The organism is Vibrio sp. 10N.286.46.A8 (assembly GCF_041470165.1).
In the GTDB taxonomy this organism is placed as follows: domain Bacteria; phylum Pseudomonadota; class Gammaproteobacteria; order Enterobacterales; family Vibrionaceae; genus Vibrio; species Vibrio tasmaniensis_A.
The window spans coordinates 1-16630 of sequence record NZ_JBFRLX010000216.1; the positions used below are offsets into that span (position 1 = coordinate 1).

Annotated in this window: 8 protein-coding genes; all 8 read left to right on the forward strand. The window is 40.8% G+C overall.

What is annotated here, in order from left to right; translation table 11 throughout:
• A partial coding sequence (gene dpdE / locus AB4232_RS19100) for a protein DpdE (RefSeq protein ID WP_372087768.1) occupies positions 1-3048 on the forward strand: 3048 nt, incomplete at its 5' end.
• 2 nt (positions 3049-3050) lie between these two features.
• The gene (gene dpdF, locus AB4232_RS19105) at positions 3051-5462 is read left to right on the forward strand and encodes a protein DpdF (RefSeq protein WP_372087769.1); all 2412 of its coding nucleotides are present in this window, start codon (positions 3051-3053) and stop codon (positions 5460-5462) included.
• 2 nt (positions 5463-5464) lie between these two features.
• Positions 5465-6454, forward strand: a complete 990-nt coding sequence (gene dpdG / locus AB4232_RS19110) for a protein DpdG (protein ID WP_122046641.1) — start codon at positions 5465-5467, stop codon at positions 6452-6454.
• Positions 6455-6458: 4 nt separating this feature from the next.
• Positions 6459-9635 carry a protein DpdH gene (gene dpdH / locus AB4232_RS19115; RefSeq protein WP_122046640.1) on the forward strand — a complete coding sequence of 1059 codons (3177 nt, stop codon included), beginning with the start codon at positions 6459-6461 and terminating at the stop codon, positions 9633-9635.
• A complete protein-coding gene (gene dpdI, locus AB4232_RS19120) occupies positions 9625-10359 on the forward strand; it encodes a protein DpdI (protein ID WP_122046639.1) in 735 nt (244 codons plus the stop codon). Before dpdH ends, dpdI begins: the two co-directional genes overlap by 11 nt.
• Positions 10359-14792 carry a protein DpdJ gene (gene dpdJ, locus AB4232_RS19125; RefSeq protein WP_372087770.1) on the forward strand — a complete coding sequence of 1478 codons (4434 nt, stop codon included), beginning with the start codon at positions 10359-10361 and terminating at the stop codon, positions 14790-14792. The genes dpdI and dpdJ overlap by 1 nt, the downstream gene beginning before the upstream one ends.
• The gene (gene dpdK / locus AB4232_RS19130) at positions 14789-15352 is read left to right on the forward strand and encodes a phospholipase D-like domain-containing protein DpdK (RefSeq protein ID WP_122046637.1); all 564 of its coding nucleotides are present in this window, start codon (positions 14789-14791) and stop codon (positions 15350-15352) included. Before dpdJ ends, dpdK begins: the two co-directional genes overlap by 4 nt.
• Positions 15333-16556, forward strand: coding sequence for a hypothetical protein (locus AB4232_RS19135; RefSeq protein ID WP_162924257.1), 1224 nt, complete (start codon positions 15333-15335; stop codon positions 16554-16556). Before dpdK ends, AB4232_RS19135 begins: the two co-directional genes overlap by 20 nt.
• The last annotated feature ends 74 nt before the right edge of the window (positions 16557-16630 follow it).

A 16630-nucleotide genomic window follows, 5' to 3' on the forward strand; every position in this document is an offset into this window, starting at 1 on the left:
GTATTTAAAGGTGTCGGGAAAATTATATCAATTGATCTTGAAGCGAAGTCAGCAGAAATCGGATTTTTTGCTTCTCCACTTAGACCATTGGCCAACAGCATCAATGTTCCAGCTGTAGAACTACAAGCGGTTACCTCTTTAGGATTGAATACTGAAGTCTTTGTTCAATTCCCAGGAACAAACTCTTGGAAAATGGGTTACTACCAAGGAGAAAGACCGGGAGAGCAGGCACTAGTCGTTTTTTCAATGAAGATGAAAGATGCCTATGACTTGTCAGAATTATACGTTCCCAATGCCTTTCCCAATCATAAATTTGACGTCGAAGAATTTTTGAAGGGACAGGGGACATCGTCACCGTTTCTTTGTAATTTGCTCTCAAAGTTTTATTCTGAGTACTATTCCCAACGCCGCTCTTGTCGTTCAATCGCGGCATTGCTGTCAAGCTCTGTCGAGCTAGAAAAGCATCAATTGGCAGCGGTGTATGAAGTGCTAAAGGATACGAACAAAAAATATCTACTCTGTGATGAAGTTGGCTTAGGAAAGACGATTGAAGCTGGGTTTATCATTCGACAACATGTCCTTGAAAAGGGCCGTCACTCAAAAGTACTAGTCTTGGTACCCGACTCTCTTTCTCAGCAATGGAAGCAAGAACTAACTGAACGTTTCCATCTGGGTGCAGTGCTAAACACCGATGAGGATAATGATGACCCTAACGTCGATATTCTTACTTTCAGCCAAGCACTGACATATGAACACACACCAACGATGGTTGTTATCGACGAAGTACACCAGATTTCGAGCTTTCCATTTAACGATAACTGGATGGAAAGTGAGTTGTTTAGTTCAATATCAACACTGACAAATCAATCAGAAATTACTTTGTTGTTGACCGGAACGCCAATGGCAGGGCATCGTTCTGCATATCTTGCATTGCTGCATTTACTCAACTCAGAAAACTTCCCATTAACGGACAGAACCATAGCATTGTTTAATCAACTGCTTCCTATGCAGGATCGCATCAGAGAGTTAAGCCGCATTTTTGTTCCGGAAAACGAGGACTATCTTCTTTACACTTCTTTAAACGATTTGCTCGGTTTGGAAATCGACGATCCAACCTTAGAAGGTTTAGTTCAAGCTCTTTTGCCTTTGGTTAATATGTTCGCCATGGACAAAGATCCAGTTCAACGTGATAACTTAATTCAGCAGTTGTCTGAATACCTCAACAATAGATACCTCTTTGATTACCGTATGATTCGCACTTCTAGAGCTACGGGTATGGTGGAGAACGAGGTTAGTGAGATAGAAAACTTATTCCCGGGTTTAAATCCAGTACAAACCGTAATCTGGGATGCACCAAAAGAAGAAGTCTATCTTGATGAACATTTTGAGCAATATCGTTCTGAAATGGTGGCTGGTGACAATTTTAATCAACTAGAACTGACTCAATTTAAGCGCATAGTAGAGTCGTTGTTAACAAGTCCAATTAGCTTTGCTGATACGGCGGAGAGGTATCTAAAACAGGTTAATAGCTCCAGTATTGAAAATTCCCATTGGGAACATATGCTGGAACAAGTAGAAAATGAGCAGGTTACCAAAAATCGAGCATTGAGCAGAGCATTGTCAACATGGCTATCATCGAACCCTGAGGGTAAGGCTGTGGTCTTTTGCGGAGACCTACTTACGGCAGACAATGTATATCAGTTCCTCAGTGAGAATACTGATGTAACTGTAGAACGTCATCAACAGGGAGAAACTCCGGCCTTTAATTCTGATGATCTTACTAGGGTGTTGGTATGTGATGAAAGGGGTGAAGATGGACTTAATTTGCAAGGGCAGACCCGACTAGCGATACATTATAGCATGCCGATGTCGATAAGCAGAATTGAGCAACGTAATGGTCGTTTGAACCGTTATAGTGCATTGTCTACTGGTGTAAACCCAATCGACACAATGATTCTCTCCACAGCGAGAAGTACATTTTATAACAAATGGGTGCAATCTTTGATGAAGGGGGTTGGTTGTTTCTCTCATTACAGAGCAAATATTCAAGATGAGATCGATAAACTGCTTCATGAAGAAATCTGGCCAGCAGTTTTGCAAGAAGGCTATTTAGCATTAGAAGATGCTGAAGAAAAGCTTCGAGATAAAACACGCAGTACTTACAACCATTTAGATATTATCGCGAAACTAGCGACAGTCGATATCGATGCGGAAGAGGCAGAAAAGCGACTCACACAAATGCGCGAGGATGACGAAGCATTTGAAGAGTCGACCGCGCTCGTTGATTGGATCAAGGAGGGGATGCTATTTAGACTTAGTCCGACAGAAAACTGCGACGTATATCGATTTAAGTATTCGTCAGGTTCTACAAAAATGCGTTCTTCTACATTGATTGATAAATGTATTGTAGGACTAGATATCGAGGCATCTGATTATATTTCTCCGGTAACCCAAGAACTATCTCTATCTAGAGTCAATAGTGTGAAAAATGGCAGTTATCCACTTAGATATGGTCAACCGTTTGTAGATGCTATTGCTGAGGTATCTCGTCAGTCTACGCTAGCAAACAGTAGTGCAATCATTCGTAAGATCCCAATTAAACAAGAGCCAATGTTATTTTTTATTCCACAGTGGTTGGTTGAAGGGAAAGCAAACTCTACATCAGATCAAATCGTTCTGGATGCACAATATCCACCTGTTGTTTCTCTAGGAGTATTCGGTGAGAGCGGGAGTCCTACACCATTGAATATGGCAACCTTAGTGAGTGCTGCATACAGTTCTGCCAATGGACAAGTGGAAATCGGTGGTAATCAGGTGCCTTACCAGGACACAAATATCACTATCCAAACTCACGAAAGTAATACAGATGTATGGCAGTTGATTGAACCTTTAGTAAGCAAAACCAGATTTACTAGCGCATTAGAACAAGTCCTTGAGAAAAGTAAGGCGCTTGCTATCGAACAGTTTGAACAACAAAATGAACTTTTGGACGTTAACCCGAAAGCAGAATTACTCACTTTAAAGTATGTATTGTTGATTGGTGCCTAATTATGAAGTTCCGTGATTTCTATCCAACTCACATGTTAGAAAAGCTTAAGTCTGAGGTGGAGTTCTTCTTTGATTCACAGTTTAAGAGTCGTTTTCTACAAGCATTAGACTCTCAGGAGTTAACTCTCGTAGAGTTCTGGTACTTAACAAAAGATCTGTTAGCTACAGAAAAAGATTTGAGTAGTGCTAGGTTGCGACTCGGTAAAAGACCAACACAAGAGGAGTTTGCTTCTGGAGTTAAAATTGGTTTGAAGTTTGATCCTGTTTCAGATTCTGTGCTTGTGGAACCTGGTGTGGTGAATGAATACATAGATCCTGTTTATAAACAGGTGGTTAAACGTTATTCAGATCAACCACCACATGACCCCGTGCTCGCTAAACTGAACTTACCATTCAAAACTTACACAAGCCATGCTCAGCGCGAGGCAGTGCGTTTAACGCTTGCATCAAAGCCTGATGCTACGGTAATCGTCAACCTACCAACGGGATGCGGAAAAACTCTGGTTACAGAAACACTGACTGGGTTTACTCGTGCAGACGAATTGACGATTGTCGTCATACCAACCACGGCATTGGCGTTGGATCAAGCAAAACGCATGAAAAATTCTATCGCTAGAATGGGTTATCAGCCATGCGCTGAGTATGCGTGGCGAGGAGAGTTGAACGACGATACTAAAGCTCAGATTAAGTCCGATATTTTGTCTGGGAAGCAACGAGTATTGTTTGTTTCACCGGAATCTATGGTAAGCGGCATTCTTCCTACTTTGTTTAAGGCGGCTGAATCAAAAATCTTAAAGAATGTGGTGTTTGATGAAGCCCACTTAATAGATACATGGGGTGATGATTTTCGACCGGAGTTTCAGAAACTTGGCGCATTATTAGAAGCCCTAAGAAAGAAAGGCGGCTGTTTTAGGAAAGTATTTTTGTCTGCCACGTTTACCGATCAATCTCTGGTGACTATAAGGGCTTTGTTTGGTGATACTTATATTAAACCTACGATGATCAATGGCGCTTTTTTACGCCCAGAGCCTGTCTGCTTAAAGCAAATGGTGGAAAAGGTAGGCTATATTTCCAGTGTGGTGGATAAAGTACTTAGTTCTCCTAAGCCCCTGATCGTCTATGCACCTACTAAGACAGAATGTGATGATATTTATCAAGAGCTTTCTGAAAAAGGGGTTAATAGAGTCCGCTTGTTTACTGGTGATACAGAAGACACTGAACGCTCAGAGATCATTGAACAGTGGGACGCCAATAACCTAGATATCATAGTAGCGACAACAGCTTTTGGTGTTGGGATGGATAAAGGTGACGTAAGAACCGTCATTCATGCTGGACTGAGCCAAAATATTGATGGGTATTATCAAGAAATTGGTCGTAGTGGTCGTGATGGGAAAGCTTCTTACTGTGAAGTTATTTACCATCAAGAGCAACTGACTAACCGTAGTCACACTAAAAAGATAGGGATTGAACTTGGTTTTAAACGTTGGAACTCAATGTGGAAACAACGTTCGGAGGTTGGCGATAACTTATTTGAAATTCAAGTAAATAATCAAGCCGACCATATAGAAAAAAACTCTGATGGTAATGAAACCTGGAATTGGAAAACACTCCTGCTTATGCAACGAGCTGGTTTGTTGTGCTTATGCTATCCAGATGCCTCTTTAGTCCCAGATAACGAAGATGATTGGGTGAAATTCTGGTCTGATTTTACCAATAAAGTTGTTGTAGAGGTTCTGCATGATAGACATGTCATCAAGACCACATGGGAAGGGATGGTTGATACTCATCGATCTCAAGAAAATGCGGTTCTCAAGAAGCGTGGTGAACTATTACTTGACTGGGTCATGGATAAAAAGTCTCTTGGTGAGGTTTTGCAAGTTAGTTTTACGCTAGATAACTTTATGCCATTGAGAGTATGTGGTCGAAGAGATGTTGAAAATGGAAGGGCGACAAGTAAGACCTTAGTAGGTGATGTTTTCACTGTATCCCAACCCACAGATGGTTCAAATAGTCTTGAGCAGTATTACTTTGACCCAACCCCGTGCTCTGTTGAGCGTTTGATGGATCTGTTCAAGCAGAAAGTAAACTGTGGTGAAGTAACCACCCTTGTTTGTAGCGAAAACTTTCTACAGCAAGCAAAACCTTATTTGGATTCCTCTATTCATAATGTTTGGTTTTATGCTCCATTTGATGCGTACGAGAACAATGACTCGGTCTTATATGAGTACAGTAAATTTATCGTGCAGGATAAAGTGCACTTACATTCAAGCATAAAGGTGCCATTCACCTTTATGGAAAAATTTCCTAGTTACTTCTTTGGAAATTCTGAATTGAAAAATCCGTTGAACCCCCATAGAAGATGGTGGGAGTCGAGTAATAACATTAAAAATATCAATACATTGGCGAAGATATAATTATGGCAATTATTAATAACGCACATCCAGGTAGTCATATCCCTACCTTGCAACTAATTGATGAATTGTTGAACAGCATGAAGTCAAAAAATAGTGATGCAAGAATATTAGAATCTAAATTACTTAGTTCATCTATGCCTGATGCCCTTTATTATAAAGAAGAGTCAGACGGTTCGTTTAAGCTTAATCCAAATGCCCAGAAAAAGATGGACCAGTCTCTGTCTTTTTGGGGAAATTATGGGTTATGGGAAGTGTCAAAATCAGAACAAGAAAAAACGTACTCAGCCACCAGCCCGTTTTGTAACTCTTCAAATCTACCTAAACGAATTATTGATGTCATTTCTAAACAGTACATTCAAGATGGTGAGTTGACAATCTCATTGAATGATTACTTTAAGGATGATGACTTATCTAAAGATTTCTCGCTGTTTGTATTAGCGATGTGTTTTTTCTTATATCAAGAAGAAATCACTTTCGGAAAGAACAATTCTTTTACGGCTAGTGGCGCTTATGAACTGATGGTAAGTAGCGTAATTCCGGATGCGACGAAAATTACCTACAACAAAAGTAATGAATCTGCTGGAGTCATAAATTATGGGCATCTGCTTGGTTTGTTAGAAGCCGTTGGTAAAGACACTTTCCTACCTGATCCAACGCGATTTATACATTGGCATCTGGACCGTATTTTCGAATCGAAAGAAGAAATGTCGCTGCAGGAACTTCTAGATGAATTAAACAATATCCTACCTATTTTTGATACAGGTGAATATCAAGGTGGGTTACCACAGTACCTTAATACCAAGAGACCAGAACTTGTATCGCGTAGTGGTAATGTTCGCCTATCTTCGTCAATGAGTCTTGCACTGTTTCGTTTGGAGTCGATGAATGTGCTTCGCTTGGAGGCGCGTTCAGACAGTAGTCGACGCTTTGAGCTTACCTTACCGAAGACGACACTCACCGAAGCAACTAACATCAGATTTATTAGGGCGTAGTATAATGGGTATTCAGACATATTGGCCTAGCCTCGAAAATATAGAAGATTGTATTCTTAGCGAAGCTGAGCGACTAAGTGATAAGTTGCTTCTTTCAGTACACCACCCAATGAAATTGGTTGCGACACCTTATGGTTCAAAAAAGCCGGTTATAAAAAGTCAGCAGAATTTATTGGAACAACTATTAACGGATAACACCATCATTCCTCTTGTCGGGGAATCTGGCAGCGGCAAGTCTCACTTGATACGTTGGCTGCATGCTGTTGCGAATAATCACCCTAAAGCAAAGCAAGAGCAATGGCACATCATTCGAATTCCCAAGAATGCAAGCTTGTCCCAAGTTCTGGAGATCTTACTGCGTGATTTAGAAGGGGATATCTTTGATAGTGCGCGTGAACAAGTAGGTAAAGTGGCAAATTCATTAGATTATGAAACCACTAAAAACTTAATGTTTGCACATATTGTAGAGGCCTTTCGAGAAGTACCAACTAGGCTGCAAAAGCAAAGTCAAGCACTGCAATCTGAAGGGAAGATGACGCAAGAAAAAATGAATCAGTTTATGGCAGAAATGTCTTTTGCCGATCAATTGAAACATTTTTTTGACGATCCCTACATTAAAGAAAGCTTTTCAGGAAATGATTCTGCTATCAGAAGTCGTGTTTCTCGTTTGATTGAAATTAAATCTTACGCAGAACTTTTAGAAGATAACTTTTCCGTTGTTGAGGACGACTTTAAGTTCACTAGTGGAGAGGAGATTTCTACTCAACTGGGAGCAAAAGCCCGAAAAGCTTATGCAAATCTGCAATTAGAGTCGGATGATTCCAAGCGTAAAATGGCGGCAGAGATGACCAATAAAGCCATTGAGCGTGCTTGTAAGCTAATGTTCAACCGTCTATTCCAGTTTAGTACTGGTAACTTCCAAGATTTGTTTAAGGAAATCCGCAAGTATTTATTAGAAAAAAATAGAGTTCTAGTGGTTCTAGTGGAAGATTTAGCCGCAATATCCTCTATTGATGATGTCCTTATAGAGAGTCTTCTGGAGCAAGATAAAGATAGCGGTGTTCAGGTTCTTTGTCCGATGAAGTCAGTGATTGCAACGACAGATGATCTAGAGAGTTATAGAAGTCACCGAAATACAATTTGGACTCGAGGTCGCTTTGAGTGGCACCTTCCAACGGACTTTGATGTTGAGAACTTCCCTGAACTTAAATTTTCTACAGATGACGTTGTCGACTTTTGTGCCCGTTATATCAATGCTGCTCGCCATGGTATGAATGCTATTAATCAATTGATTGATTTGGAGGATAGTGACGTCCATTTGCCAGCATGGCAGACAGATCTGGGTGAAGCAGAAATGGCTGTATTAACGGATTTCGGGTTTTCTACAGCACTAACGTCTTCTGGTGCCGAAGATACAGGGATACCACTGTTTCCGTATAACAAACAAGCAATTACTAAATTAGCGCAAAAGCATGTGTTCATGGGTAATAATCGCACTCGATTTAACCCGCGTGTCGTTATTCAGGAAGTACTACTATCAATTCTCCGTGATCATCGGGAACGCTTTGTTCAAAATGGGTATCCAAGTGCTTGGTTTGAAGAGCAGTTAAGTGAGTTCCGTAATGATCAAACAGCTCTATTAATTGATCGCAATACACAAGATAAAGAGCAAGCAAGGCGACTAATTGGCTTTATGTCCCTTTATTCTGACGCACCTACCAGTGAAGATTGTTTCAAACAAGTATCTAAGCGACAAGCTGAAGCTTTTGGTTTGGACACACAATTGCTGCCTGAAGAAATTTCCATAGCAGCGACTGGCCAAGTTTTAGTTAAGAAAGTTCCTGATAGAACTAGAGGCGTAATACAGGAACCAGAGTGGGGAGGAATTGGTAGTAAATCACAACCTGGAAATGGACCAGATGTAGACTCAGAGCCACAAAGAGACGAAGTTGCTGATTTAATAAATGATTGGTTTTCAGGCTCGTCAATACTAGAACAAGGGCCTAGTAATGATTTGAGACTAGCGCTCTTTCAAATGCTTGAACAACAAAAAGGGTTTTCAGACTACTCTCTAAACACAAATAATGTGTGGAAAGGTAAAAGTTTATTAAATGCTTTCTTAAAGAAAGGAAGCATAACATTGATTCGCCTACCTGGTTCCCGTACGAACAGCGAACAGGCAAAAGTAAATGCCTTTGGGGATAAAGAGCTATCAGACACATTTGATTCTGTGCCTCTAAAGATGCAAATGATCGCTGTTTTACGTCATTTCAGAATGAATGCTAAAGACCCTAAAGTTGGTTGGTCTTATGAGCAAGGTCTAGAAGATTATGCTTTATATATGCAATTCGCTCAAAAATGGGTACCAGTAGCGATGGCGAGATGTGTTGAGCTAGTAAAAGAAACAGCACATGCCCCTATGAGTGACCATGTAGCGTTAGCAAATAGCATGGGCTTTGATTTGTCGGCTACAGACAAAGCACTTAATCAACTAGTAAAAACGGCAAATCAGATTCAAAGTGAATTACCTCCAGCGATTAATGAAAATCATCGAATTGTGTTTTCTAAATGGCTTGCTGAATGGGATCAATTACGAACCCAGTGGTTAAACACCATGTTAATTGGAACTAATAATGCTGTTCATCCCCTCGCTTTTGGCAACGTATTTAGAAAAAGAGATAAGAAGGTAAGATCTGCTAGAGAGCTTAATCCAGTTATTCAAGAGGTAAAAAGCACAAGTAACTTATTGAAGGACTATTTGGAAGGTTCGGAAACAAAAGAAGAACTACTTGAAGTGCTCGAATCAGTCGCTAGCACATATAAGAGCATTCCCGCAGAGATGATGCCAGATTATGACGTGAGTATAAAAACGGTTCGTTCTCGAATAAAACAATTAAGTGAGATCGTTACTTCGCAGACACCTAAGTCTGCAATTGCACTCATTCAAACTCAAGACGATCCCGTTAAGTTGTTGAATAAAATTAGTGGTGATGAACTAGATCTTTGGATAAAAGTGCTTAAGGACTGGAAGGTAATCTCTCCAAAAGTAACCGGAAGCATCAGAGAGTTTAACGAGCGAAATGGGGTCAACCAAATCGAGACTTACAAAAAAGTTATCAATGATCGTCTTATGTCTATAGAAGAGTCTTTGCAACATCTGGGAGCAGTACATGAGTCTTAAAAAGCAAGTGGCAGAACTGAACAAACAAATCGAGTATTTCCACAACAGTGCAAACCTGGAAGACCAGATGAATGCACTTAAGACGATCTCTACACGTGTTGCCAACCCCACTTCGCGTATTGAACAAGAAGCTAAGAAGTTACAATGCTTACAACTAATTGATGGAATTGACCTTACCTGCGAAGGTGGGAATGAGGTGCTTGAGACTGTTAGCAGTCGATATTTGGCATTCAAGAATCTTTGGGAAGAGGTTGGAGAACAGAGCTTGACTGATGAAGCAAACACTCTGTACGAGATGACCCAAGGAATTAGCAAAGTGGCTGATTTATTTATCAATAATCATGAACTCGTATGGCAACAATGGACGGAAGGGCAAAAAGGCTTAGCCAATGTCAATGATGTGATTTTGGAACAACAGAAGTCAGTGCATCGTAATATCGAACTTTACAATAACTACACGCGAGCAAAGAGAGAGTTCGATAACCAAATGAATGGCTTTAACTTTGATCAAGGGCAGTTAGCTAGAATTCAACAGTTCGCAAAACAATGTGCAGAACTCAAATCTCAAATGAATACGGAAGCGTTACCGCAAGGTGTGAAGAAGCTTTTTGATGCATTAAATAACACTGGTGCTGTTGCGCTCGTATCAATGTTGACACCTGAAGTAATGGAATGGCTCGAAAAGAACAATAAACTCGATACACTGATGGTAAAACAAAGATAATGACCACAATCGATAAAAATAAGCTGATCGAAGCATTAGATCAAATTGAAGACAAAGAATCCGAGTTGTTAGCTTGGGGGGACGTTGAAGTATTTTCTAGTCGAGACGAAATAGAGTCTAGCCTCAAAAGTGTCGGTGTTGCCGTGTACTATGTAGACGATTACTTTAATGCTCTCATCCAGCGTTGTTTTGTTTTTCCTATTGGTGATGATTGTTACCGAACACGAATGGCAGAGACTGTACGGCTACAGGTTCTGTCTCGCCAATGGTTTGCCAAACAAAATGTTGAAGATGCGAAACCGCTAATTTCAGACTTTCGATTTCTAAAGCGCCCTCGACAATATCCTAAGCGTGATAACGATGCACAAGCATTGATAGAGGGATGGGAACAAAAGAAATTATTCCAATCGCCAAACGAGAAAGCCATCCTCAGTAGTTTATTAAAAAACGGAAATAATTGGTTTCAGTTATCAGGCTTTCAGGTGCGCTCGACTGAGCGGATTCTGTCGAAGTATGAGCACCACAGACGTAAAAGGACTTACCATCCTAGCGCGACGATCGTTTGTGCGGGCACTGGTAGTGGTAAGACACTATCGTTCTACCTACCCGCAATGACCAAACTGGCAACTGATTTAATTAATGACGACAGCGGTCGAGTACGTATTCTTGCGATTTATCCTCGTAAAGAGTTGTTAAAAGATCAGTTCTCCGAAACTTATCGAGAAGCTCGTAAATTGGACGATTTTTTGTCGTCTAAAGGTAAACGAAAAATCACGATTGGTACGTTTTATGGTGGTACATTTTCAGAGCATTTTGCGAAAGACGGGCAGGTATTTGAACCCATGGTTTGTCCTCAAGGCGACTGCGGCGGCATTCTAAAGTTTAACCAGCAATCCAAAGAGACAGTTTGCTCGAGTTGTCAGGTAGCGCTTTCTTCCGACGAGGTGGTTACCACACGAGAAGGTGTGACAAAAAATCCACCTGATATTCTTTTTACAACCACAGAAATGTTGAACCAACGCCTCAGTGACAGGGGTTTTAACCATCTGTTTGGGGTCAACGACAGCAATATAGCTATTCCGTTAGTTTTACTTGATGAAGTTCATACTTATGAGGGTAGCACTGGGGCTCAAACATCATTCCTACTGAAACGTTGGATGGCATTTAGTGGTATCAAACCACACTTTGTAGGTTTATCTGCAACTCTCGCCGATGCAAAGAATTTCTTTGCTGATCTGACTGGAACACTGCCACAACACACGGAATTGATAGAGTCATTTGAACGTGAGATAGAAGAAGAAGGGGCCGAATACCTATTGGCTCTTCGCGGAGACCCTGCATCTCAAACAGGTCTTCTTTCTGCGACGATTCAGGCCACAATGCTTGGTAGTCGCATGCTGGACTGCCATGTTGGAAATAACCGAAACATTTCGCAAGATGTATTTGGTCAAAAAGCGTTTGTTTTTACCGATGACCTTGATGTTATCAACCGCCTTTATAATGATTATCTAGATGCAGAGGGTAAGCAAGATTTCTTTGGACAACTGCGTCCGAGCAACCGAAACGAAAACCCTTTGGCTTACTTACGCTCACCTAGCAATGAGAATTGTTCACCAACACTCAAGCGCGAATTAGGGCAAGATTGGTTTGCAGCAGAGAAGATTGGTCACTATTTAGATCAAGCCAACGTTGTTGAACGTACCTCGAGTCAGGATAGTGGAGTCAATCAAGGTGCGAACGTGGTTGTGGCCACCGCATCGCTCGAGGTTGGCTACAACGATCCAACGGTAGGTGCGGTAATACAACACAAAGCACCTAGAAACGTAGCATCCTATTTACAGCGTAAGGGTCGGGCTGGTCGACGACGTGGTATGCGACCATGGATGTATACAATTTTGTCTGATTTTGGGCGCGATCGTATTGCCTTCCAGCAATATGAACAACTCATAGACCCTAAAGTGAGCACTACTAAACTACCTACAGAGAACTCCCACATCCACAAGATGCACGCAGCACTTACTACTTTGGAATGGCTAGTCAAAAACTCTCCCCAACTAAAGTGGTTAAATGTCTGGAGTGCGCTGAAAGCACCACAAAAGAACGCAGGAAAACTCGAAAAACTACACCATGTTGTAGTTGATTTGTTAAGCACGCCTTCAAAGATAGACCAATTAACCGCCCATATAAAAAGTACTCTAGGGCTTAACGATGATCAAGCTAAAGTGGTGATGTGGGCACCTCCGCGATCAATTATGATGTCATTTCTCCCTGAACTAGAGCAAAGCCTTAAATATTGCTGGGGAGTAAAAGGTCAACATTGGTACGGGGTGGGTAATGATAACTCAGGCCCAATGCCCAAATATATCGCAGCCCAATTGTTCTCTGAGCTCAACACACAAGGGTTATCTATTATATTGGATCGCTCTACCAAAAATGAGGTGAACCACAAGCGTGAAGATATGGCATTCTTTCAAGCGCTCAAGGAGTTTTCCCCGGGAAGAATGTCTAAGCGTTACACTGTTAAGGCACAAAATGTACCTGACTGGTTGGTACCTGTTGGGTTCGAACCAGTACCAGGTCAGAAAGGTAATATAGCTTTTGATATTGAAAGTGCTTTTGGTGATGTTAATAAACAAGTGCTTCAAGATTATGTAAATCATAATGGAGAACAGATCCCGGTCTATCAGCCTAGGTTTATTAATACCACTCACTCTATGAACAAAGCATTGACCAACAAAAGCAGTAGTATGTTGCAATGGTATTTTGATATTCGTGAACCGACCGTTAATCATACGACGCCCGTCCCTCAAAGTAGCGAATGGTTTGAAGTATTAAAATCCATCAACTTCTATACCCACGATAATTCTTCACCTATTGAGTTGACCCGTTTCTGTACAGGTGCCAAAGCAAGTATTCCATTTGCTAAAAAAGGTCAGGACGCGGCTAATGTGTTTTTCCAATGGCAACAAAACAACTCTCAGGTTGCTGTAGGAACCAAACTTTGGGTTGATAGTGCGAAATTTGGATTTGAGTTTACAGATGAGAAAGTTAAGCAGTTACTTTTCCATAATCGTAATAAACAAGCGCTCTATTACCAGTACCTTCATGAAACCTTCTTGAATGCTGAACCGTTTGAACATGAGTACTTCTTGGCTAATTGGATATTCGAATGTGTTATGTCCGCGTTGTTTGTTATTTGTAGCGAACGTAAGTTAGCATTACATGATGCATTGGAAGTCCTGCATACAGTGTCAGGGAAGCAGTTATTGCTCGATGTGGTGAATGGTATGTTCCAACGTCGTAATACTGAAATGGGTGACGAAGAACAGGATCTACATCAGCGACTATCTGAATACTTTGAAGATGACGTTAACATGACGGTCATCAGAAGTGCGCTTGATCTTGATCCTAATTACGACCAATCTCAGAGTTATTTTGAGTGGGGTAAAAACGTGTTAGGACAGACATTGTGTGGTGGTATTAATGCAATGTTTTTGAAATTAGTGTCCGATGTTTCTGAGCAGTCATTTAACCTAGACCATAGGTGGGATGGGAGCAAATTAAATATCTGGATGAATGAGAATGAAGTCGGTGGTATTGGTTACATTACTAAGTTCAGAGAAGCATACCGGGAAGATCCTCTTCGTACACTAGGTTACCTCAGTCATGCTTTTGAGACAGGTGAATATGAGCAAGTGAATTTTGACTTGCAACATTTTTTGATGAATCTAATGAACAATCAAGCGCTACAGCAAGGGTTAGATGATGTTCGAACTTCAAGCAGTCTAGAGGCTCGCTCACAAGCGACCAAAGCGCTCAAGTTACAGATCTCGCGATTAGGGATTTTACCTTCTCATGCCTGGAATAGTATCTTGTATTCACGAGTTCTGAAGAAAGGTGCTAACTCATCAACTGATCAGCACCTTATTAAATTGCTCAAGGAATGGGATGGGTACGAGTCATGTGTAGATATTGAAATACCACTACACATTATGTCTTACCTAGCATCCCGTAACAGTGGAGGGACACCAGGTGATATTTATCGTTATAAGAACCGGGTCCAGTCTCAGTTATGGCAACGTGGAGCAATGATTAGGGAGCAAGAGTTAGGCTTCTACAACCCGTTCAATACAGATCAAAATAAGACTGAACGTCTGCTACTAACTAGAGTCATTACCTCGAAAGACGTCCTAGTCGATTTTGATAATCAAGGTACTTGGCGTGACATGCTTTCTTCTGAGTTAAAGTCATCGGGTAAATGTATCCTTGTATTTAATGGTGGGGACAGGTCACAAATTAAGACTGTACTTAGTGAACTAAACGTCAGCATGATTGAATACAATAAGATGATTTTCTATCCGCGAATTACGAAGGTTCAAGCTCGTTTATCGGCAATGCATCTCACGGTCGAAGTAAGGGATATTCTACAATGATGATTCAATTAGAGCGCTCTATCGAGACCAAAGAAGCGATAGGTCGAGCACATGTAAAAGATCTTCTCACGTCGATATTGGTTGGGGAGGCACTAAATCCAGGAGAAATTTATATTCTAAGCCCTTGGATTTCAGATTTTCCAATTTTGGACAACACCGCGGGGAACTTTGATTCGATTAACCCTGCTTGGGGGCATCGTCAAATTAATTTTTTTGAATTATTACAAAATTGTGTTGAAGCAGGTGCGACGCTTAAGTTGGCGATTCGTGAAAATAGAGAAAAAATCTACGTGTTAGAGCAATCCTTAAAGAACTATCCGAGCCGATTCATAGTTGCTGAACACAAAGACCTTCATGAAAAGGGGTTGCTTACAGAGTCAGGTTTGGTTCGCGGATCTATGAATTTCACTTATTTTGGGGCGAGTATCAATTTCGAAGGTATTACTTTCACGACGAATCTGAGTGCGATAGCGGAAAAGAGAAATACTTATGAAGACCTGTATTTTAGTGACCACGATGCAATAGTGGGTGAGGGGGAAGATGATGATTGGCCATTCTAAGCAAATATTGCAAGACTTCTTTCAAGGTCAGAATAACATTACTCCTAGCAGTCAGTGGAGTGAAAAAGTAATCGCCTCTCAAAGTCAACTAGAGAATGATTACCCAATAAAATATTTAGTTGGTTATCCGCAAGGTTCTGAGCCGAGTTTCTATGTGCTCTGTGATAGTGAAGAATTGATGGAGCATACGAAAGACTGGTTAAATTGCGCTTTATCTCGCTATTACTGCCAATATGCGCGCCCACATAAAAAAGCAGAATATGACTTTGAAACTGTGTTGATGCGGCACTGGCCTCATGGTTTTCTTAAGGTTAGTGTATGGGGGCGTACTAATTTAAGTATGGATCAAGCAACATATCGAACGTTTTTGCCCCAAGCAATGAAGCAGAGCCAAGAAGCACTGGACAAGATGATTATGCGCTATCAGAGTTCGCCGGTGATAAATCGACAGTCTTCTAAGCCGATCGGTATGTTAGTGAAATCATTTATTGACGCTTACAACAAGCAGGATCATAAATCTATGGTAGAGAATTATGATTTAATTGTAATTAGTGAGGATATTGAGCGCCGCAATAAAGATACACTGAAGTTCATGTTGCTTGAGGTTGATGAGGAATGGGGGCAGATTATTGAATTGGCTCATAAACGAAATGTCTCAGCTCAGATTGTCTCTAGTGGTGTCAGTGTTGCAATCATGAATGCAGTGTTTTCTTTATCTGCAACGAATGCTGAGAGTATAAATTCTTTTGATATAGACTGGCCATCAATGTACGAAAGGGCCGTTGAGTTTCTACCAATACTAACCAAGAAACCATTGTTTGATGTCGAGTATCATTGGAAACTTTGGGCAGTGTTGGTTTATCTATTCAACATCGAAGGTGGATTAGACGTAGTGAAATCGCATCTAGATGAAACTTGGTTACATACTCTAACCAAACAAGATATTAGTGTGAATGCAATACCCCTAAATATTGAGGAACGGTTAGATTTAAGCACAGTTTCAGAAGACATGCAGTCTGTTTTGTTCGTATTGAACTATGCACAAACATGCCATGAAAATGAGTTGCTCGAGGTTTATGAGTGGTTAGAGAGTATTTCTCCAACGTTGAGGATGAAACTTAAACAAGATTGTTTATATCACCGTTTATGGTCTAAGTTAGAAGAAAGCGCTTTGGCTCAGTCTAGAATTCATGCAAACGTTTGAATTCTTTTTTGCTTGTTATGGCCGCTCAGTGATGAACTATAGTTTAAGTAACATCAGAAGTAACATCTAAAAGA

Excerpts from the sequence above, each read along its gene's own strand:
- dpdF (WP_372087769.1), top strand. The coding sequence starts at position 3,051 with ATGAAGTTCCGTGATTTCTATCCAACTCACATGTTAGAAAAGCTTAAG.
- dpdG (WP_122046641.1), top strand. The coding sequence starts at position 5,465 with ATGGCAATTATTAATAACGCACATCCAGGTAGTCATATCCCTACCTTG.
- dpdH (WP_122046640.1), top strand. The coding sequence starts at position 6,459 with ATGGGTATTCAGACATATTGGCCTAGCCTCGAAAATATAGAAGATTGT.
- dpdI (WP_122046639.1), top strand. The coding sequence starts at position 9,625 with ATGAGTCTTAAAAAGCAAGTGGCAGAACTGAACAAACAAATCGAGTAT.
- dpdJ (WP_372087770.1), top strand. The coding sequence starts at position 10,359 with ATGACCACAATCGATAAAAATAAGCTGATCGAAGCATTAGATCAAATT.
- dpdK (WP_122046637.1), top strand. The coding sequence starts at position 14,789 with ATGATGATTCAATTAGAGCGCTCTATCGAGACCAAAGAAGCGATAGGT.
- AB4232_RS19135 (WP_162924257.1), top strand. The coding sequence starts at position 15,333 with ATGATGATTGGCCATTCTAAGCAAATATTGCAAGACTTCTTTCAAGGT.